Raw genomic sequence first — 21,424 nt, 5'->3', positions numbered from 1 at the left:
GCTTAGTGGTTGACACAAGATATAAAAACTTATTCGTATTACATTTGCAGCTTCCGCCCTGTTTTAAGGCGGTTGTGTGTAATGAATTTGGAACACTTACTGGAGCAGTACGCAAAGGATCCCCGCCTTTTTCAATTGGCGGACAAGCTCACTTTGTCTGTACCCCAGCACCTCGTGCTGAAAAACCTTTCCGGCAGCTCCCCGGAATTTCTTCTGACCAGCATTTTCAGACATTCCATTACCGAACAGCTTAACCATATTGTGGTAGTAAACGATGCCGAAGAAGCCGCTTACTTCCACAATACCATGGAAAACCTGAGTAATGCACTCGATCTTTTTTATTTCCCTTCCTCTTTCCGGACCAAAAAAAATTACCGGCTCCTAAACAGCAGCCACGTAATGTTACGGACAGAAGCCCTCACCCGCCTGAGTGCCGGTGGTAATAAAAAAATTGTCATCACCTACCCGGAAGCCCTGGTTGAAAAACTGGTTAAGCCCGAAACACTTAGCGGTAATATAATCCGGATCAAGGTCAACGACACACTCGATACCATTCAATTATACGAACAACTGACCGATGCCGGATTTACCCGAACCGATTTTGTGTATGAACCCGGACAATTTGCCGTTCGGGGAGGCATCCTCGATATTTATTCCTTCGGTAATGAAAAACCCTATCGGGTGGAGCTTTTCGGAAATGAAGTGGACAGCATCCGCCTCTTTGATCCGGAATCACAATTAAGTGAACGTAAACTTTTGCAGGTAAGCATCATTCCGAATCTGCAGGCAGAGATGCCGGAAGAAGCCAGTATTTCACTCTTCGATTTCATGCCCGGCAATACGGTTGTGTGGATGAATGAATGGCAGTTTGTAAAAGAACGCCTGGAATTGCAGGAAGAAGAACTGGGACTGTTTTTACAAAGAACAGAAACCTTTCCGGTAAAGGAAGAAGAGGAGGAAGATAAACTCATCCGAACTGCCGTAAAAAAAGAAGAGTTCCTGACAGCTGCAGAAATTGAACAGATTCTTTCAGCACACCATCTCGTTGAACTCGAAGGCCATTCCACCTGGAAAGGAAGAGTGACCTATGAAGTGGATTTTCAAACCAAACCCCAACCTGCTTTTAACCGGCAGTTTGAAATGCTGATCAAAGACCTGCAGCAATGGGAAAAGAAAGGACTCAGTCTCTACATTTTTGCCGAAAATCCCAAACAGCTCGAACGGATGTACAGCATATTTGCTGACCTGAAAGCAGAGATCCATTTCACTCCCATTCCCGTTGCCATTCACGGTGGATTTATTGACGAAGGAAACAAGGTTCTCTGTTACACCGATCACCAGATTTTTCAACGCTACCACAAATACAAGGTAAAGCAGGCTTATAATAAAAACAAAGCCCTTACCATACGTACACTAAGAGAATTACAACCCGGCGATTTCGTTTCGCATATTGATCATGGGGTGGGTGTTTACAGCGGCTTGCAAAAACTGGATGTAAATGGAAAATTGCAGGAAGCCGTCCGCATAATTTATAAAGACAGCGATATCCTCTATGTGAATATTAATTCACTGCATAAAATCTCCAAATACACAGGCAAAGAAGGAACGGTTCCCAAAGTGAACAAACTCGGCAGCGATGCGTGGAATAAACTGAAGGAAAAGACGAAAACAAAAGTGAAGGAAATTGCTTTTGATCTGATTCAGTTATATGCGCAACGTAAAGCCCAGCATGGTTTTCAGCATGCACCGGATACCTATCTGCAAACAGAATTGGAAGCTTCTTTTATTTATGAAGACACGCCCGATCAAAGCAAGGCAACGGCCGATGTAAAAAAAGATATGGAAGCTCCTTCACCCATGGATCGCCTGGTTTGTGGTGATGTGGGATTTGGTAAAACGGAGGTCGCGGTAAGAGCCGCATTCAAATCGGTTGTGGATGGTAAACAGGCTGCTATCCTGGTTCCCACAACTATTCTTGCCTTTCAGCATTATAAAACATTTTCAGACCGGTTGAGAGATTTTCCGGTTACAGTAGATTATATCAACCGTTTTAAAAGCTCCAAAGAGAAAAAAGAAACACTCAAAAAACTGGAAGAAGGTAAAATCGATATTCTTGTTGGTACACATGGTATTCTTGGCAAAGAAGTTAAGTTTAAAGACCTCGGTATCCTGATCATTGATGAGGAACAGAAATTTGGTGTGGCCCATAAAGAAAAGATAAAAACCCTACGTACCAATGTGGACTGCCTTACACTAACGGCAACACCTATTCCAAGAACCCTGCAGTTTAGTTTAATGGGCGCGCGTGATCTTAGTATCATGAATACGCCACCGCCGAATCGTCAGCCGATTCAAACAGAAGTGCAGGTTTACAATGAAGATTTTATCAGAGATGCAATTTATTTTGAAACTGAAAGAGGTGGACAGGTATTCTTCATTCACAACCGCGTGAAGGGCCTGCCGGAAATGGCTGCCATCATTCAAAGTCATTGTCCGGATTTGAGTATCGGATATGCACACGGGCAAATGGAAGGTCATGAACTGGAAGAACGCATTCTGGATTTCATTGATAAAAAATACGATGTACTGGTTTGTACCAATATTGTGGAAAGCGGCGTGGATATTCCCAATGTAAATACCATTATTGTCAACAATGCACATCAGTTTGGATTAAGTGATCTGCACCAGTTGAGAGGTCGTGTTGGCAGAAGTAATAAAAAAGCCTTCTGTTATTTACTGGCTCCACCAATGAGTACCCTGCCATCGGATTCTAAAAAACGATTACAGACGCTGGAACAGCACAGTGAACTGGGCAGCGGATTCCAGATCGCGATGCGGGATCTGGATATACGCGGTGCCGGTAATTTGCTGGGAGGAGAACAAAGCGGTTTCATGGCTGATATCGGGTTTGAAATGTATCAGAAAATTCTGGATGAAGCCATCCGTGAATTGAAACGCACCTCTTTCAGAGAACTGTTTAAAGAGGAAATTGCAAAACAGGAAGATTATGTGCAGGATTGTACCATTGATACGGATCTGGAAATTCTGATTCCTGATGAATATGTGGAAAGTATCGGTGAACGTTTATCACTTTACCAGCGACTGGATAACTGCGATAACGAAGAAGAATTGCAGGCCTTTCATCAGGAGATGGCCGACCGGTTCGGACCCATGCCACCTCAGGTAGAAGATCTCTTTGATACAGTACGAATCCGAAAACTCAGTGTTGAATTAGGATTCGAAAAATTGCTGTTGCGAGATCAGGTGCTGAAATGTTTCTTCGTTAACAAACATGATTCGCCTTATTTTGAATCGGGCTTATTTCATGGCATCTTATCCTATTTGCAGACCTATACCAACAATGCACGATTAAAACAAAGCGGAAAAAATTTCCTGTTGGTAGTGGATGGTATGAAAGACATGGCAACAATTTTGTTATTCCTGCAACGGATGCATTCACAGGTACTGGGAACAAATCAACTGGAAACAAAAGAACAAACGATATGATAAAGGCAATATTATTCGACCTGGATGGCGTAATTCTGGATTCCAATCCGGTTATTGAGGAATTCTGGGGAGGATGGGCTGAAAAAGAAGGAGTGGAGTTTAATGAACGGGTGATTAAAGAAACCATACATGGCCGAACCACCTGGGAAACCATCCATACCCTTTTTCACCAATCAGACGATGCGCGCAAACAAGCCATTTATGATGATGGTGTTGCCTATGATTTGCGGATGAAACCTGCCCTCATGTCTGGAGTGGAACCTTTTCTTGCGGCATTAACTGCACGTAATGTGCCTTTTCTGCTCGTTACCAGTTCGCCTCATAAGCGGGCCTGGCATTTTTTAAAATTGCATCAGCTGGATCGGTTTTTTACTGACAGCATAACCGCTGAAGATGTCAGTAAAGGCAAGCCCGACCCCGAACCTTATTTGAAGGGAGCAGGAAAATTAGGCGTCGAACCGGAACATTGCCTGGTTTTTGAAGATTCTGACAGTGGTATCCGATCAGCCCTGACTGCTGGAATGCAGGTAATAGCGCTGAATAATCCGGTTTATCAACCAGATCGTGTACAATGGAATATTCGAAATTTTGAGGAATTATTGCTGGTGGAAGAGGGACTTGAATTTATTGGAACGGATCAGGAAATTAAGCCCCGACTTCCCTTATCGTAAGCGCTTTTCCATCACAAAGTGGGGGATGGTTACCTCTTCAAACTCGGTGCTACTGATTTGGTAACCAAGATGTTCGTAAAAGCCAATAGCGGTTTTACGGGCATGCATGGTGAGTTTTTTGAATCCCTGGTCGCGGGCAATATTCTCCGCAAAATTCATCAGGGCACGTCCTATTCCCTTACCCTGCAGATTATTGTTGACAGCCATCTGTCGCAGGCGAACCGTTCCATCACCTTCGTTTACCAGCATGCAACAGCCAAGCATCTTATCTTCATCAAATGCGCCAATCAGAATCTGGTCTTTTTCCTGCATCAGTTCCTCCTGGCTAAAACTAAGTCCCAACGGTTTCCTCAGAATCTCATCCCGAAGTTTGATCATCTGATTGTATTCCGGAGTACCGTGGTCGATAATTTTTAGTGCCATCTGCTGTTGTTTAGTGTGTTGTTCGGGTTCCTAAATTACAAAAATAGGTCTACCGAAAACCGCCCCCTCCGGAAATTACTACTGTGTGTTAGTAAAAGAGTAGTATTTTGTCCCCGGAAATTAAAAAAAGCAGCAAAAATTGTTATTTACCCAAAAAGTATATTTTTGCAGCCGTAACTAAACTTTACTACAATGTCAGACATCGCAACAAGAGTTAAAAAGATCATTGTTGACAAATTAGGAGTAGACGAAGCAGAAGTGACTAACGAAGCTTCTTTTACCAATGATCTTGGAGCTGACTCTCTGGATACAGTAGAACTGATCATGGAATTCGAAAAAGAATTCAATATCTCTATCCCGGATGAGCAGGCTGAAACTATAACTACTGTAGGCCAGGCTGTTGCTTATTTAGAAGAGCACGCTAAGTAAACGGAACTCCGTTACAGGCAATATTTAATCCGCCTCTCGAAAGCATTTCCGCTAAGAAGGCGGATTATTCACTTTTAAAATCCGGCAATCTACATGGAACTTAAAAGAGTTGTAGTCACAGGTATGGGCGCTCTTACTCCAATCGGGAATACCCTGCAGGAGTACTGGGAAGGGCTGATTAATGGCACTCCCGGTGCGGCCAACACTACTTTGTTTGATGCATCCAAATTCAAAACAAGGTTTGCCTGTGAGGTTAAGAACTTTGATCCAACGCAGTTTCTTGATAAAAAAGAAGCCCGCAAAATCGACCGGTTCACGCAATTTGCACTGGTGGTTTCTGATGAAGCCATGGCAGATGCCGGACTGAATAAGGAGAATATTAATCCGGACAGAATCGGGGTAGTTTTTGGCAGTGGAATCGGCGGACTCATTACCTTCCAAAACGAAGTGATGGATTTTGCCAAGGGCGATGGAACCCCAAGGTTCAATCCCTTTTTCATACCTAAGATGATTCTTGACATTGCAGCCGGACAAATTTCCATGCGGCACAATCTGAGAGGACCCAATTTTGCGGTGGTGAGTGCATGCGCAAGTAGCACCAATGCCATTATTGAAGCGGTTAATCTTATTAAGCTGGGTAAAGCTGATATTATTGTAAGCGGTGGATCTGAAGCTGTTATCAGCGAAGCCGGTGTAGGTGGGTTCAATGCTATGAAAGCGATGAGCGAGCGCAATGATGATCCCGCTACTGCCAGTCGCCCTTATGATAAAGACCGGGATGGTTTTGTAATGGGAGAAGCAGCCGGTATCCTGATTGTTGAGGAACTGGAACATGCCAAAGCCCGCGGTGCAAAAATCTACTGTGAAATTGCCGGTGGTGGTGCAACAGCCGATGCGCATCATATTACGGCGCCGCATCCGGAAGGACTCGGTGCTCGGAATGTAATGCTGGCAGCCCTGGAAGATGCCGGAATGCAACCCGCTGATATCGATTATATTAATACACATGGAACCTCCACACCCCTGGGTGATGTTGCCGAGGTGAAGGCCATCATGAATGTATTTGGAGACCACGCTTATAACCTGAATATCTCCGCTACCAAATCCATGACCGGGCATTGCCTGGGTGCAGCAGGAGTAATTGAAGCAATTGCAGCTATTCAGGCCGTGGTGCACGATATTATTCCTCCTACCATCAATCATTTTACCGACGATCCCGAATTGGATCCCAAACTGAATTTTACCTTTAATAAAGCACAGAAGCGTCCGGTACGTGCAGCACTCAGCAATACCTTCGGTTTTGGAGGGCATAATGCCTGCGTGATTGTGAAGAAATTTGAAGGTTAATTTATAAAGTCTGGCGCCAATCGCTTATATTGACCCCGGTAACTAAACGAAATCTGTGGGTTTATTTGATAGCATTCTGAAAGGCTCCTCTCCCGAAACGACGGAATTCAAAAAACAATTGAAGAACGTCCTGGGTTTTGCGCCACGCAATACCGACCTGTACAAAACAGCACTGACGCATCGGTCGGTGAAAGATTCTTCTGCTGATAACAATGAACGGCTGGAGTATCTGGGTGATGCTATTCTAAGCGGTATTGTAGCGGATTTTCTCTTTAAAAAATATCCCTATCGCGAAGAAGGTTTTCTGACGGAAATGCGCTCCAAAATGGTGAACCGTGTTACGTTGAATGAGGTAGCCATCAAAATGGGACTAAAAAAAATCGTCTACTTCAACAAGTTTGATAATTCACTGAAAGTGAGCCAGATTTTCGGGAATACCCTGGAAGCGGTAGTGGGGGCAGTTTACCTCGATAAAGGATTCAAAAAAACCCGAACCTGGGTGCTGGAACGGATCATCCTTCCCTATATGTTTATGGATGACCTGGAAATTCTGGAAATCAATCATAAAAACAAACTCTACGGCTGGGCCAATAAAAACGGCAAAAACCTCGAATTCGAAACCCTCGAAGAGAAATTCGAAGGCGGCCGCCGCCTGTTCACCATCGGTGCTGTCGTTGATGGCGAACTGCTCGCCCAGGGTAAAGCCTACAATAAAAAAGACGCCAGCCAGGTTGCCGCCCAGGCCGCCGTAGTGAAACTGGGACTGAATAAGGAAAGTGAAACCTGAAAGGGTTTACCCGACGGGTGGGGGAATGGCGCAAACATCCTCCTTATTGGCGCTTTTATACCACACTGAATTTTAGGGGAAGGGTTAGATTTGGATAACACTATAAATACAGCCCATGCCACTTATCAATCCTCATATCAACTTCAATGGCAATGCCGAAGAAGCCTTTACGTTTTATAAATCAGTATTTGGCGGAGAGTTTGCAAAGCTTGTTCGACTTAAAGACCTGGCAAGTGCTGAATTTCCCGTAGCAGAAAAGGAGGAGAACAAAATCATGCATATTGCTCTGCCAATCGGAAAATCCAATCTGTTGATGGGAAATGATGTGCCTGAATTCCTCGGGAAAGTCAACGAAAACGAGAACCGAAGCAAAATTTCAATAAGCGCAGAAAGCAAAGAAGAAGCGGATAAATTATTTAATGGCCTTTCTGCAGGAGGACAAATTGAAGTACCCATGGCTGACAGTCCATGGGGATCCTATTTTGGTATGTTCAGAGATCGATTTGGGATTGAGTGGATGGTAGATTATGACCCTAATTCAGCCCAATAAGGTAGAGTGCGGCTAAAGTGAAAGTAAAGAGAAGGTGGGCAAATGGAGGGCAAAGCTCAGACCGTAAGATATACGAAGGAAGACGGAGGATTACGAAGGATTAGGTGGTGCAATTATTGAAAATTATAAATATAATTATGATTTTCAACTAGTTGTAATTTACTGAATCGGCTCATGTTATCAAATAATTGGCTCAAAATGCTGTTTAATTGGCTCATTTTGCCTTTAATTGGTTCATTTTTACCGGAATTGGCTCACCTTTCACCTTTCACCTCCTCGCACAACTCCACCAACACCCCATTTGTTCCCTTCGGATGCAAAAAGCAAACCAGTTTGTTATCCGCTCCGGGTTTGGGTTCGGCGCTCAGTAGTTCAAAGCCGGCAGCCTGCAGGCGGGCCATTTCAGCACGGATATCCTCCACGGCAAAAGCAATATGATGCACGCCTTCGCCTTTTTTATCAATATAACGGGCGATAACTCCGGATGGATCAGTGCTTTCCAGCAATTCAATCTTACTATCCCCCACACTAAAAAATGCCGTCCGCACCTTTTCTGTTTCCACTTCCTCCGTTTTATAACAGGGCGTATTCAGCAGCAGCTCATACAAAGGGATGGAGCTTGAAAGATCTTTCACTGCAATCCCGATATGTTCAATTTTGTTCATGTAGCAAGCTATAAAAAATGTATAAATGCCGCAAAGCTTTCATCCCAACGAATCGGGCTAACTTTATGTTCTTAACGTATGCGTTCAAATCTTCAGTTTCCCATTTATCTTGATAACAATGCCACCACACCGGTTGATCCGCGGGTATTGGAAGAATTTCTGCCTTATTACCAACAGCATTTTGGGAATGCCGCCAGCCGAACCCATGCCTATGGCTGGGCCGCAGCCGAAGCCGTGGAACTGTCCCGGGAACGGGTTGCCCGCCTGATTGGTGCAGTGCCCCAGGAAATCATCTTCACTTCAGGCGCAACAGAAGGAGTGAACCTGGCCATAAAAGGGGCTGCAGAAATGTATTCCGGAAAAGGAAACCATATAATCACTTGTGAAACCGAGCACAAAGCCGTAATTGATACCTGTAAACACCTTGAAAAGAAAGGCGCAGAAATCACCTGGTTACCGGTAGATACCAACGGACTCATCAATTTGCAGGAGCTGGAAAAAGCCATTCGTACCGATACCATCCTGCTTGCCATCATGTATGCCAACAACGAAACCGGTGTGCTCCAGCCCATTGCAGAAATCGGTCAGATCGCAAAAAAGCACGGCGTACTTTTTTTTACCGATGCCACTCAGGCCGCTGGAAAAATACCGGTGGATGTACAGCGCGATGGCATCGACCTGCTCACCCTTTCCGCACATAAATTCTATGGACCCAAAGGTGTTGGAGCCGTTTATGTACGGCGAAGAGACCCCCGGGTAAAATTGACCCCTCAACTGGATGGCGGTGGACATGAACGGGGGGTGCGATCGGGCACTCTGAATGTTCCGGGTATTGTAGGCCTTGGAAAAGCGGCGGAACTTTGCTTAAAGGAAATGCCGGAAGAATCCGGAAGGCTGGAACAATTAAGAAACCGCTTACAGGATGGATTATTATCCCTGCCCGGTGTAGTTTTGAACGGGCATCCGGTCAACCGGCTGCCTCATACCCTTAATCTCTCCTTTCCTGATCGGGATTCCAATAGCCTGCTGCTGCATTTTAACAAGAAAATTGCGTTGTCTGCAGGATCTGCCTGTACTTCTGCCACCCTGGAACCGTCTTATGTACTGAAGGCGATGGGTTTCCCGGATCAGCGCTCCTATTCCGCCCTCCGTTTCGGCCTCGGCCGCTTCACCACCGAAGCCGAAATCGAGCAGGTATTGGAGCTGTTCCATCCCAACCTAAATAGTCGTAATTTTGCATAATTCCTTTAAAAGAAACCAATTATGTTATTTGTAAGTGATAAAGCGAAAGAGCGGGTTGTGAAGCTGCTGGATGAAGCAGATGTGAAGAAAACCGGCGATTATTTCCTGCGGGTATCCGTAGTTGGAGGCGGTTGCTCGGGACTCAGTTACAAACTTGACTTTGATAATGAAAGTAAACCTGCTGATCAGGTTTTTGAAGATAATGGCATTAAAGTGGTAACCGATCTTAAAAGTTTCCTTTACCTCGTAAATACTACCCTGGAATTTTCTGACGGTCTAAATGGCAAAGGATTTTATTTCAGCAATCCGAATGCCAGTAGAACCTGTGCCTGCGGCGAAAGCTTTGCGGTGTAGGAGGAGATAAGGTGAAAGTTGAAAGGTGAATAGTGAATAGTCAATGGTGAATAAGGTGAAGGAAGTGAAAAAAGTGAATATTTGCCCAATTTACCACTTACCTTTCACTTAATTCACCTTATTCACCATTGACTATTCACCTCATTCACTTATTGACCATTGACTATTCACATCATTCACTTATTCACCATTGACTATTCCCCTTATTCCCCTTATTTTTACTCCATATGTGGTCGATCGCAAAAAAAGAAATCAGGCAGTTTTTGGGAAGTCTGACGGGCCTGGTTGCCATCGTCGTATTCCTGCTGTTAAATGGTTTGTTCCTCTTTGTATTCCCTGATTCCAGTATCCTGGATTATGGATATGCAAGCCTGGATAAGTTTTTTCAATTAGCTCCCTGGATTCTTTTATTCCTGGTGCCAGCTGTAACCATGCGCAGCTGGGCCGATGAATTCAAAGCCGGAACCTTTGAAATTCTGGCAACCCGCCCGCTTACCGCCACCCAATTGGTGGTTGGAAAATTCCTGGGTGCCTATACCATCGTAGTGATTGCACTGCTTCCAACCATTCTTTATGCCTTCAGCGTGGAAGCGCTGGCGGTTGATCAGGGAATCGACTGGGGGGCAACCATCGGCTCCTATATCGGTTTGTTTTTACTTGCTGCCGTATTCACCGCCATCGGAACCTGGTGCAGCAGCCTTAACTCGAATAGTGTAATCGCTTTTTTACTCAGTGCCTTTATGTGTTTTATTTTATATACCGGATTTGATGCCCTCAGCCAATTGCCGGCTCTGGAAGGATCAGCCGATTACCTGCTGCAAAAAATCGGAATCGATTTTCATTATAAAAGTATCAGCCGGGGTGTAATTGATAGTCGGGATATTATTTATTTCGGCAGCCTCCTTGCTTTTTTCCTTTTGATCACCAACCGAAAAATTGCACTGAACCAGGCTGTATGAAAAAAACAATCTTCTCCAACAAATATTACTGGATCCTGCTGTTGCTATTACTGCTGGCAATCAACTGGCTTGCTGAGCAAATGCCGATGCGGATGGACCTCACCGCAGAAGGCAGGTATACCCTATCTGCCCCCACCCGAAAATTACTGACCAGCCTGGATGAACCGGTTCAGATCGATGTCTTACTCAATGGCGATATGCCCGCCGGGTTCAAAAAACTAGCCGCCAGTACCAACGACCTGCTTCGGGAATTCAAAGCTGTTGGCAAATCCAACCTGCGTTTTCAGTTCATTAAACCGGGAGATGGATTGAATGATACAGCCAAAGCCTTCCTATATGATTCACTCTCACAACTCGGTTTGAATCCAACCAATATCAAAGCGCAAACAAAGGAAGGTGAGGGACAGGAAGAACGATTGGTTTTTCCAGGTGCTGTGATCAGCCTGAAAGGCAGAACAACCGCCATTGATTTATTGCAGGGGGTGAGTGCAAGCGGCGGATTGGAATCGCTCAACACAGCAGAAGCATTGCTGGAATTTAAATTTGCCAATGCCATCAAACAATTGAATCAGGATACGGTGCCGCTGATCGGATACCTCGTAGGAAATGGACAGCCTCTAACCGACCAGGTGGTGGATCTTATCGAAAATGTGTTACGAAAAAATTATGCCTTCCGCATTTTACCGATCGATAGTGTTCCCTTGATTCCGCCCGTCTTTGATGCGCTCATCATTACCAAACCAACCCTGGCTTTCAGTGATGAACAGAAAATCAAACTCGACCAGTACGTAATGCAGGGGGGAAAGCTGCTCTGGATGATTGATAAGCTTTATGCAGAAATGGATAGTCTGCAAAGAACGCAAAATGAATTTATTGCCTTTGATCGCGGACTCGAACTGGATGATCAGCTATTCCGTTATGGAGTTCGAATCAACCAGGATTTATTGCAGGATCTGAACGCTGATAAAATGCCTTCGGTTATCGGTTCAGTGGGTGGCAAACCGCAGATTGAATTATTACCCTGGTTTTACAATCCGCTTTTATCCAATTACAGTGGTCATCCGATTGCAAAAAATCTGGACTATGTATTAACCCAATTTCCCAATACCATTGATACGGTGGAGGCGAAAGGAATTCGTAAAACCATCCTGCTGGCAAGTTCACAACAGGCACGTACACTCGAAACACCGGCTAAAGTAAGCTGGAATTCCGTGCAGTCAGAAGCCGATTTTAATACCTTCAACAAATCAGCAGTACCGGTGGCGGTTTTGCTGGAGGGACAATTCACCTCACTTTATGCCAACCGACTGAATACGGAACAAAGAGAATTGATTGCATCACTTGGTCAAACCATGAATGCCCAATCACCGGAAAATAAAATGATTGTTATTGCGGATGGCGATATTGCGCTCAATGCAGTAACACAAAATGAAGGGCCGATGCCAATGGGCATGAATCCCTATACCAAATTTCAATTTGCGAACCGTGATTTTATCCAGAACGCCATCGAATACCTCGTGGATGAATCTGGAATTATGGAAACACGTTCGAAAGATTTCAGTCTCCGCTTACTTGATCAGAAAAAACTGGAAGAGAGTAAGACCAACTGGCAATTTATTAATATCGCCTTACCCGTACTGCTGATGGTGGTATTTGGATGGCTTTTTCAATTCATCCGAAAGCGTCGTTTTCAGCACAAATAAATATACATGACACCTGAACAGATTACGTATTTAGTATTTGGAGTAGTTGTAGTACTCGCCCTGGTTTTTGACCTGGGATTGATGAGTAAAAAATCAACCGAGATCACCATCAAAAAGGCATTGGGACAAACCATTTTCTGGGTCTCACTGGCGCTTGCTTTTTTTGTATTTGTATGGTTTGAAGATGGACAGAAACCTGCATTGGAATACCTGAGTGCTTACCTGATGGAATGGTCGCTCAGTATTGATAATATCTTTGTATTCATCCTCATCTTTACTTTTTTTGGTGTTAAAACAGATTATGTTCCGAGGGTATTGCTGATCGGCATTGTCCTCGCCATCGTTTTCCGCATCATCTTTATATCCGTGGGTATTGTTCTGATAGAACGGTTCCATTGGCTGCTATATGTATTTGGAGCCCTCTTATTATATACCGGTATCAAAATGTTTTCTGCCAAACACGATGAAGAAACCGATATGTCAGAGAATGCCGTATATAAATTCCTGCAACGGATTCTTCCCCTTGTTGCGCATGATGGTGGTGGTAAATACACGATCCGGAAAGATGGTAAACGGTATTATACCAGCATGTTTGTAGTTGTGATAATGCTGGCGACCACCGATATTATTTTTGCACTGGATTCAATTCCTGCTGTATTCGCCATTTCACAGGATCGCATGGTGGTTTATACCTCCAATATTTTTGCTGTATTGGGGTTACGTTCCCTGTTTTTCCTCCTGAAAGGTGCCGTGAATAAATTCTCCTACCTCCAACAGGGAATTGCGGTGGTATTGGTTTTCATCGGCGTTAAAATGCTGATTGAATTTTTTGATATTAAGCTGCCGGTGTATGTATCGCTGCTGGTGATTGTATTTTGTATAGGGGCTTCCATTGTATATTCTATAATGGTGGCGAACAAAAAAGCGTTGCAGGATACTGCAACCACCGACTCAGAACCCAGCTAAACATGTACCGCATTGCTGATATTGCTGAAATCACAGCTGCCCGTTGGTTGCAAAGGGCAGAGAACAGCACTATACAGCATTTATTAAATGATAGCCGAAAACTGCTTTTTCCGGAAACCACGCTTTTTTTTGCACTGGTTTCAGACAGCAGAAATGGTCACCAGTTTATTTCCGCTTTGTATCAGCAGGGTGTTCGGAATTTTCTGATCAGTGAAGAAATTCAGGCAGCTTCTTATCCGGATGCCAACCTGCTGTTGGTGCCGGATACCATTCAGGCCTTACAGGTGCTGGCGGCCTATCATCGCTCCAGATTTAGTATTCCCCTGCTTGCGATAACGGGTAGCAATGGGAAAACAATCGTAAAAGAATGGTTGAACCAATTGCTGGAACCGGATTTCAGTATTGTTCGGAGTCCCCGTAGTTATAATTCTCAAATTGGTGTGCCTCTTAGTGTGTGGCTGATGAATGAGGGCCACCAGCTCGCGATTTTTGAAGCCGGCATTTCACGAAATGGGGAGATGGATAAACTGCAACAAATTCTTCAACCAACTATCGGAATTTTTACCAATCTTGGTTTGGCACATAGTGAAGGGTTTGCGTCGATGCAAGATAAACTGGAAGAGAAATGGAAACTCTTTCTCAATTGTAAGCTTATTATTTCACATTATCAGGAAGACTGGATCAATTCCTATATAGAAGGGCAACTGAAAGAAGGGCAGCAGCTACTGAGATGGGGACAGCATCCGGAGGCGGATCTGCGTATTGTATCTGCCCTAAAAAAAGAAGATGCAACCCTGCTGAACCTGGTTTTTCAGGATAAAGAATTTCGGTTAGACATTCCCTTTGTTAATGAAGCGGCTGTAGAGAATGCATTGACAGCCGCCCTGGTGATGGGGGCATTGGGATTGGAAATTTCGGTGATTCAACAACGCATCGCGCTGTTACATGGCATCTCCATGCGGTTGGAATTGAAAGAAGGAATCAATCAGTGTTCCATAATCAATGATAGTTATTCGGCCGATATCAGTTCACTGGTTATAGCATTGGATTTTTTATCGCAGCAACAGCAGCATGAGAAGAAAACGGTGTTGCTTTCCGATATTCCGGAAACCGGATGGAAAGCGGAGGAGTTGTATGAGCGGGTGGCTGCTTTATTGCAGCACCATGGCGTAAGCAGGCTTGTTGGTGTGGGTACCGTCATAGCGGCACATAAAGAAATTTTCCGGTCGCACGGAATTCAGGAACTGCAGTTTTTTGAAGCAACTGATCTGTTACTGCAGCATTGGGATGAACTGAATTTTAGAGATGAAACCATTCTGGTGAAAGGTGCGCGTCGTTTTCAGTTTGAACGAATTTCTGCTCAACTGGAAAAGCAGGTACACCAGACGGTTATGGAGATCAATCTGAATGCCATGTTGCAAAACCTGAAATGGTACCAGCAACGTTTGCATAAAGGAACGCGATTGATGGCCATGGTGAAAGCATTTTCCTATGGCAGTGGCAGTTATGAAATTGCGAACCTCCTTCAGTTTCATGGAGTGGATTATCTGGCCGTGGCATATACAGATGAAGGGGTTGCACTTCGAAAAGCCGGCATCCATTTACCCATAATGGTGATGAATGTGGCTCCCACGGGTTTCGATGCATTGGTGGAACATAACCTGGAACCGGTATTGTATTCAGTTAGTCTGTTTCGTGCTTTTGATGCATTTATCCGGCAGGAAGGGATACCGCAATACCCGGTGCATCTGGAAGTGGAAACCGGTATGAACCGATTGGGTTTTTCACTGTCTGAACTGCCCTTCCTTATTGAACATATTCCGCATACCAATTGTAAAATTCAATCAGTATTCAGTCATCTGGCCGCAAGTGAGGATCCCTCCTTTGATGCGTTTACGGGCGAACAGGTGAATCGTTTTATGGAGTTCACGGAAGCATTGAAAGCTGTAATAGCGTATCCGTTTCTTCGGCATATTGAAAACACGTCAGGGATTTTCCGACACCCCCAATGGCAGTTTGAGATGGTGCGACTGGGAATCGGGTTGTATGGATTTGATGCGGCAATGGGGGCGAACAGTCCGCTGGAGGAGGTTTCGACCCTGGTCACAACAATCGCCCAGATAAAAGAATTGCAGCCGGGCGAATCAGTTGGGTATGGCAGGAGAGGTAAAATTATTCGGCCAACGACCATTGCAACGATTCGGTTGGGATATGCGGATGGCTATCCGAGATCTTTGGGGAATGGGGCAGGCTGGTTGCTGTTGAAGGGGAAGCTGGTGCCAACCATCGGGTCTGTTTGTATGGATATGACCATGATAGATATTAGCGGTATATCCAATATTCGGGAGGGCGATCCCGTTACTGTATTTGGAAAAGGATTGCCGGTGGCTAAAGTGGCGGAATGGGCGGGAACCATCCCCTATGAAATCCTGACGGGGATTTCACAACGTGTAAAAAGAATTTATTACCAGGAATAAAACGAGTCCAACGGTTATCTTTGTTGTTTTACTTAGAGCATATGTTAAAAGCCAGGAATTTAATTGTATTGATATTGTTGATATTGGTAGCGGATCAGGCCCTGAAAATCTGGGTGAAAACCTCGATGCCGTTGAGTTATCACTGGGATGCCAGTCACCAGCCCTTGACCCCCTATGACCGGGGAATCCGGCTTTTTGGCGAAAAAGCAGAATGGGCTCAATTGTATTTTGTGGAGAATGAAGGCATGGCCTGGGGTTGGAAATTCGGGGGCGATTTCGGTAAAATTGCGTTAACCCTGTTCCGCATGGTGGCGGTGGTATTTGGGGTCTGGTACATTCGCAGTATATTGAGGAAGCAGCAACATCCCGGTTTTATAGTTTGTGTGGGATTGATTTTTGCGGGGGCACTGGGGAACCTGATCGACAGCCTTTTCTATGGGTTGATTTTTGAGGAAAGTACCTACACTTCAGTAGCAAAGATCTTTCCGGAACAGGGATATGCCGGGTTTTTGCACGGGAAAGTGGTGGATATGTTTTATTTCCCGATTATCCGGACAACCTATCCCGAATGGTTTCCCTATCTAGGGGGAGAGGAGTTTGAGTTTTTTAGTCCGGTATTTAATATAGCGGACGCTTCGATTTCAGTTGGTGTAATTGCCCTTCTTCTTTTCCAGAATAAATTTATGGGAAAGGAAGATCAGAATAAAAAACGACCCATTGAAACCAGCACCCGCGTTAATGACGATGTGCAGGTTTCTTAAAAGAAAAACGACTATGAAAAAGGGACTTATAGTACTTGGATTGCTGATGGCTGTATTGTTTTCGGCATGTACCAAGGAATCCAGTGTTGAAAAAACTACCGCCATCAGCCAGGATAATACCTGGAGATTTAATCTGGGTAGTACGGAATATAGTGGCTTGATCGACACATCATACGTGGAGGACTTTTCCGGCGTTCAATTATTATCAATGGATGGGTTAACTCCGGATGGCCGGGGACAATTGTATCTTAGTTTTGGCGGATTGGATTTGCAGGTGGGCGACTATTTTTCTCCATTTGCGAGCATAGTATATGTGGAGGATAATGAAGCAGTTTTTACATCGAGTCCGATTCAGCAAAATTTTAAATTGGTGGTTACGGAGTTAACAGCAGAAAAAGTAGTAGGAACATTTTCCGGTACGGTTAATGATTCGGAATCCGGGGCTCCTCTTACCATTACAAATGGCCGGTTCTCGGCATTACGTTAGAAAAAATACCTTTCCAGGCGGATAAAAAAATAGTCCCTCCCAGAAAAGGAGGGACGCTAAACCCTATATTCGAAATTGACAACATTTCCTTTTAACCAAGCCTCTTGGTTTTTCAGTGGATATTGGTCGTCAAATCAATACTAGGGAACGGACCAAAACAGAACATGAGAAAATTTTATGTTGGTTGCTTCGATTTAATAAGGGTAAAACGGCCCCGGGAAAGAAAATATTGTAGATGTGAGATGTAAGAAGTAAGATTTTAGATTTTTGGACTTCCACTTCCTGCTTCCCACTTCAAAGTTCTTATTTCCGGCCGACCATCTCCGCCGGCACCACCCACTGATCAAATTCTTCAGCAGTCAGATAACCCAGCTTGATGGCCATTTCTTTCAGCGTAGTTCCTTCTTTATGAGCGGTTTGCGCAATTTCTGCGGCTTTGTAGTAACCAATTTTGGTGTTGAGGGCGGTAACCAGCATCAGGGAATTGTCCACATGCTTTTTGATATTGGCTTCTATGGGTTCAATCCCGACAGCACATTTATCATTGAAGCTGACACAACCTTCGCCAATCAGCCGGGCACTGTGCAGGAAATTGAAGATCATCATGGGTTTGAATACATTCAGTTCAAAATGACCGGTGGCACCTCCGATATTGATGGCTACATCGTTCCCCATTACCTGCGCAGCAATCATGGTGAGTGCTTCACATTGGGTGGGATTCACTTTGCCGGGCATGATGGAAGAGCCGGGTTCATTATCCGGAATAAATAATTCGCCGATTCCGGAACGCGGACCGCTGGAAAGCATGCGGATATCATTGGCGATTTTCATCAGGCTAACCGCTACTGTTTTTAATGCACCATGTGCTTCAACGATGGCATCATGGGCAGCCAGGGCTTCGAATTTATTCTCGGCAGTGATGAAGGGCAATCCCGTTAACTTGGCAATATGATGAGCTACATTTTCTGAGTAGTTCGGAGGTGTATTGATACCGGTTCCAACAGCGGTTCCTCCCAATGCGAGTTCACTCAGGTGGGCGAGGGTGTTTTTGATGGCTCTCAATCCATGATCCAGTTGTGATACATAACCGCTGAATTCCTGTCCAACTGTGAGGGGGGTGGCATCCATGAAATGGGTGCGACCGATCTTCACCACTTCCATGTATTTTTTGCTTTTTTCAGCAAGGGTATTGCGCAGCTTTTCTATTCCCGGAATGGTTACTTCCAGCAGAATCCGATATGCCGCAATATGCATGGCCGTAGGAAAGGTATCGTTGGAGGATTGCGATTTGTTTACATCGTCATTGGGATGCAGGAATTTTTCTTTGTCGCTGAGTTGTCCGCCATTGAGCACATGTCCGCGGTAAGCGACCACTTCATTTACGTTCATATTGCTCTGGGTGCCGGAACCGGTTTGCCAAACTACCAGTGGGAAATAAGCATCCAGTTTGCCATCGAGAATTTCATCGCAAACCTTTCCGATAAGGTCTGATTTTTCTTTGGGAAGAACGCCGGCTTCGAAATTGGTAATTGCGGCAGCTTTTTTCAGATAGGCAAATGCCTGGATAATTTCTTTGGGCATTTTGTTGGTGTCCTGCGCAATTTTGAAATTTTCAATACTGCGTTGGGTTTGGGCACCATAATAGGCATCCACGGGCACTTTCACTTCACCCATCGTATCTTTTTCAATTCTATAGTCCATATGGCGATAGTATTTAATTGGCCGCAAAGTTAACGGCACTGGTTAGTTTCCTTTAAAAACCGGGGTTCTTTTTTCAAGAAAAGCAGTGGCGCCTTCTTTGGCGTCAGCGGTATCGAAGAGTCGGCCAAATGCGTTGATTTCTTCCTGCAGGCCGTTTGTGTCTCCAATGGCTGCGATATTGGTGAGCCGGATGATTTCTGCGATGGCAAGCGGGGCTTTTTGAATGATTGTCTGCAACAGGCTGTTTGCTTTGGGGAGGAGTTCTTCAGCGGGAGTTACATAGTTGATTAGGCCGAGTTGCAGGGCTTCTGCTGCGTTGATCATGGCGCCGGTCATCATCAGTTCCATTGCTTTGCCTTTGCCGATAAGTTGGGTGAGGCGCTGGGTGCCACCATAACCGGGGATCAGTCCGAGGTTGACTTCCGGCTGGCCGAACCGGGCATTCTCTGCGGCGATTCGGAAATGACAGGCCATGGCGAGTTCGCAACCACCGCCAAGAGCAAAGCCATTAACGGCTGCTATAATTGGTTTATGCGATGCTTCTATTTTAGAGAAAACGAGTTCCTGTCCTTTGGCAGCAAGGGCGGCGCCTCCTGCAGCGTCCAGTTCCAGGAATTCTGCTATATCTGCTCCGGCAACAAAACTTTTTGGACCGGCACCGGTAATGATGGCGGCTTTCATTTCGGGGTGCTTGGAAAAAGAGTCCAAAATGGTGTGGAGTTCTTCGATAACCGTTTTGTTCAGGGCATTCAGCTTATCCGGCCGGTTGATAGTGATGGTTAAAATCCCTTCGTTCAAATGGGTTGTTAGGCTAGTCAATTGCATGGTGTGTCTATTTTTTTTCACCGGTCGGGTGGCACCGGTCGGGTGCCACCCGACCGGTGAAAGGAGTTAAAAGTTGCGGTGTTCTTTTACCCAGCTGGTGATGTATTTCGCGATTTCGGATGTGTTGGTGCCTGGCGGGAAGAGATTGCCCACGCCCAATGCCTGGAGCTGCTGCATATCATCTTCGGGAATGATGCCTCCGCCGGTGAGCAGCACATCATTCATTTCGCGTTCTTTCATCAGAGCAATCAGCTTGGGAAAAACCGTCATATGGGCGCCACTGAGGATACTTACGCCAATGGCATCCACATCCTCCTGCAAGGCGGCATTCACCACCATTTCCGGACTCTGACGAAGCCCGGTATAAATGACTTCCATGCCAGCATCCCGCAGGGCAGTGGCGATTACTTTAGCGCCTCGGTCATGTCCATCCAGACCAACCTTGGCAACCAGTATACGTATGGGACGATTGATGGTATTCATATGGCCCGGTAAAGATAGGCAAAACACCCCTTCACCCGCCGGGTGGCACCGGTCGGGTGCACCCGGCGGGTGAAGGAAAAGTTGTAGTTTGGAGAGATGAAGTACAGAATGTTTGGGAAAACGGAATTGCGGGTCAGTGAAATCGGGTTTGGTGCCTGGGCCATTGGAGGGGATGCTATGGTGGGCAGCACGCCCATTGGATGGGGACCTGCGGATGATACCACCTCAAAACTGGCCATTCACCAGGCAATGGATCAGGGCATCAACTTTTTTGATACGGCTGATTTTTATGGACTGGGGCATTCCGAAAAATTGCTTGGTGAAACTATTGGGAAGAATAAAGAAATGATCATCGCCACCAAGGTTGGGCATCGTGCTATAGGCGATAAAATCGTATTGGATTATTCGAAAGGATATATTGTAAATGCAGTGGAAGAAAGTTTACGAAGATTAAAAAGAGACACAATTGATTACTATCAATTGCATTCTGCCCGACTCGCCCATTTTGAAACCGAAGCCTGCATCGAAGCAATGGAACAATTAAAGAAGGAGGGAAAAATCAGGTATTGGGGACTCTCCCTAAATACTTTTGAACCAGAACCGGAAGCCGATTATTTATGGAACCTGAATAAGGGCGATGGGTTTCAGCTGGTCTATAATCTAATCAATCAACTGGCATTACCGCTCATTAAAAGAGCAGCAACTAACTATGGAATCATCGCCCGTATGCCACTGCAATTTGGACTACTAACCGGGAAGTTTAAACGAAATCAACAGTTCGCGCAAAACGATCATCGCAGTTTTCGTTTAAATGAGGAACTGATGCAATCATCCTTGCAAATTCTGGAAGAAAAAATCTGGCCACTTGTTCAAACATACCAAACCACCAAAACCGGACTGGCTATGAGTTTTATTCTTAGTCAGCCTGGCATTAGTACGGTTATTCCCGGTATTCGTACAAAAGAACAGGCGATCGAAAATACCAGTGGAATTATTCAACTGGATGATACCGATCGCCTGTTGCTCGAAAATTTATTTAGCACATCCTGGCTCCCACTGGTGCAGGAAATGAAGGCATTGGGATGAG

At 45.1% G+C, this 21,424-nt stretch carries 20 protein-coding genes; 15 read left to right on the top strand and 5 right to left on the bottom strand.

Features of this window, described 5'->3' with window-relative positions:
• Positions 1-81 precede the first annotated feature (81 nt).
• Positions 82-3,507, top strand: a complete 3,426-nt coding sequence (gene mfd / locus B2746_RS01580; RefSeq protein ID WP_290790215.1) for a transcription-repair coupling factor — start codon at positions 82-84, stop codon at positions 3,505-3,507.
• Complete coding sequence (locus B2746_RS01575; RefSeq protein WP_290790212.1) at positions 3,504-4,178, top strand: HAD family hydrolase; 675 nt, start codon at positions 3,504-3,506, stop codon at positions 4,176-4,178. Before mfd ends, B2746_RS01575 begins: the two co-directional genes overlap by 4 nt.
• Here B2746_RS01575 and B2746_RS01570 read toward each other — a convergent pair.
• Entirely contained in the window at positions 4,170-4,601 is a 432-nt protein-coding gene (locus B2746_RS01570) for a GNAT family N-acetyltransferase (RefSeq protein ID WP_290790209.1), read from the bottom strand. The two genes, B2746_RS01575 and B2746_RS01570, sit on opposite strands and share 9 nt — an antisense overlap.
• Before the next feature lie 192 nt (positions 4,602-4,793).
• On the opposite strand from B2746_RS01570, the gene B2746_RS01565 reads away from it, so the two are divergent.
• The 4 genes from B2746_RS01565 to B2746_RS01550 all read left to right on the top strand — a co-directional run bounded on the left by B2746_RS01565 (position 4,794) and on the right by B2746_RS01550 (position 7,714).
• On the top strand, positions 4,794-5,030 hold the full coding sequence (locus tag B2746_RS01565) for an acyl carrier protein (RefSeq protein WP_026751146.1): 237 nt from the start codon (positions 4,794-4,796) through the stop codon (positions 5,028-5,030).
• Positions 5,031-5,123: 93 nt separating this feature from the next.
• On the top strand, positions 5,124-6,377 hold the full coding sequence (gene fabF, locus B2746_RS01560) for a beta-ketoacyl-ACP synthase II (RefSeq protein ID WP_290790206.1): 1,254 nt from the start codon (positions 5,124-5,126) through the stop codon (positions 6,375-6,377).
• 55 nt (positions 6,378-6,432) lie between these two features.
• Complete coding sequence (rnc, locus tag B2746_RS01555; RefSeq protein WP_290790204.1) at positions 6,433-7,164, top strand: ribonuclease III; 732 nt, start codon at positions 6,433-6,435, stop codon at positions 7,162-7,164.
• A gap of 115 nt (positions 7,165-7,279) precedes the next feature.
• A complete protein-coding gene (locus B2746_RS01550; protein ID WP_290790201.1) occupies positions 7,280-7,714 on the top strand; it encodes a VOC family protein in 435 nt (144 codons plus the stop codon).
• 254 nt (positions 7,715-7,968) lie between these two features.
• Here B2746_RS01550 and mce read toward each other — a convergent pair whose 3' ends face one another.
• Entirely contained in the window at positions 7,969-8,379 is a 411-nt protein-coding gene (gene mce, locus B2746_RS01545) for a methylmalonyl-CoA epimerase (protein ID WP_290790198.1), read from the bottom strand.
• Positions 8,380-8,457: 78 nt separating this feature from the next.
• On the opposite strand from mce, the gene B2746_RS01540 reads away from it, so the two are divergent.
• The 8 genes from B2746_RS01540 (at position 8,458) to B2746_RS01505 (ending at position 17,328) form a co-directional block, all read left to right on the top strand.
• A complete protein-coding gene (locus B2746_RS01540; RefSeq protein WP_290790196.1) occupies positions 8,458-9,621 on the top strand; it encodes a cysteine desulfurase family protein in 1,164 nt (387 codons plus the stop codon).
• A 21-nt stretch (positions 9,622-9,642) separates the two neighbouring features.
• On the top strand, positions 9,643-9,975 hold the full coding sequence (locus tag B2746_RS01535) for a HesB/IscA family protein (protein WP_290790192.1): 333 nt from the start codon (positions 9,643-9,645) through the stop codon (positions 9,973-9,975).
• 227 nt (positions 9,976-10,202) lie between these two features.
• Complete coding sequence (gene gldF / locus B2746_RS01530) at positions 10,203-10,934, top strand: gliding motility-associated ABC transporter permease subunit GldF (RefSeq protein ID WP_290790189.1); 732 nt, start codon at positions 10,203-10,205, stop codon at positions 10,932-10,934.
• Complete coding sequence (gene gldG / locus B2746_RS01525) at positions 10,931-12,637, top strand: gliding motility-associated ABC transporter substrate-binding protein GldG (RefSeq protein WP_290790186.1); 1,707 nt, start codon at positions 10,931-10,933, stop codon at positions 12,635-12,637. The genes gldF and gldG overlap by 4 nt, the downstream gene beginning before the upstream one ends.
• A gap of 6 nt (positions 12,638-12,643) precedes the next feature.
• Positions 12,644-13,603: a TerC/Alx family metal homeostasis membrane protein gene (locus B2746_RS01520; protein WP_290790184.1), complete on the top strand. Its 960-nt coding sequence runs from the start codon at positions 12,644-12,646 to the stop codon at positions 13,601-13,603.
• Positions 13,604-13,605: 2 nt separating this feature from the next.
• Positions 13,606-16,080: a bifunctional UDP-N-acetylmuramoyl-tripeptide:D-alanyl-D-alanine ligase/alanine racemase gene (locus B2746_RS01515; RefSeq protein ID WP_290790181.1), complete on the top strand. Its 2,475-nt coding sequence runs from the start codon at positions 13,606-13,608 to the stop codon at positions 16,078-16,080.
• A 41-nt stretch (positions 16,081-16,121) separates the two neighbouring features.
• Entirely contained in the window at positions 16,122-16,841 is a 720-nt protein-coding gene (locus B2746_RS01510) for a lipoprotein signal peptidase (RefSeq protein WP_290790178.1), read from the top strand.
• Between the two features lie 13 nt (positions 16,842-16,854).
• Positions 16,855-17,328 (top strand): hypothetical protein, encoded by a 474-nt coding sequence (locus B2746_RS01505; RefSeq protein WP_290790176.1) that lies wholly within the window; start codon positions 16,855-16,857, stop codon positions 17,326-17,328.
• A gap of 303 nt (positions 17,329-17,631) precedes the next feature.
• Here B2746_RS01505 and fumC read toward each other — a convergent pair whose 3' ends face one another.
• The 3 genes from fumC to B2746_RS01490 form a co-directional block, all read right to left on the bottom strand.
• Positions 17,632-19,029 (bottom strand): class II fumarate hydratase, encoded by a 1,398-nt coding sequence (fumC, locus tag B2746_RS01500; protein WP_290790173.1) that lies wholly within the window; start codon positions 19,027-19,029, stop codon positions 17,632-17,634.
• A gap of 42 nt (positions 19,030-19,071) precedes the next feature.
• On the bottom strand, positions 19,072-19,854 hold the full coding sequence (locus B2746_RS01495) for an enoyl-CoA hydratase/isomerase family protein (RefSeq protein ID WP_290790170.1): 783 nt from the start codon (positions 19,852-19,854) through the stop codon (positions 19,072-19,074).
• Positions 19,855-19,920: 66 nt separating this feature from the next.
• Positions 19,921-20,337, bottom strand: a complete 417-nt coding sequence (locus B2746_RS01490; protein WP_290790167.1) for a cobalamin B12-binding domain-containing protein — start codon at positions 20,335-20,337, stop codon at positions 19,921-19,923.
• Positions 20,338-20,433: 96 nt separating this feature from the next.
• Here B2746_RS01490 and B2746_RS01485 point away from each other — a divergent pair, with 96 nt between their 5' ends.
• Positions 20,434-21,423, top strand: coding sequence for an aldo/keto reductase (locus B2746_RS01485; protein WP_290790164.1), 990 nt, complete (start codon positions 20,434-20,436; stop codon positions 21,421-21,423).
• The last annotated feature ends 1 nt before the right edge of the window (position 21,424 follow it).

It is taken from the genome of Flavihumibacter sp. UBA7668 (genome assembly GCF_002483205.1).
In the GTDB taxonomy this organism is placed as follows: Bacteria; Bacteroidota; Bacteroidia; order Chitinophagales; family Chitinophagaceae; genus Flavihumibacter.
Note: the sequence above shows the minus strand (reverse complement) of the source record. Positions and strands in the feature narration are given on the sequence as shown.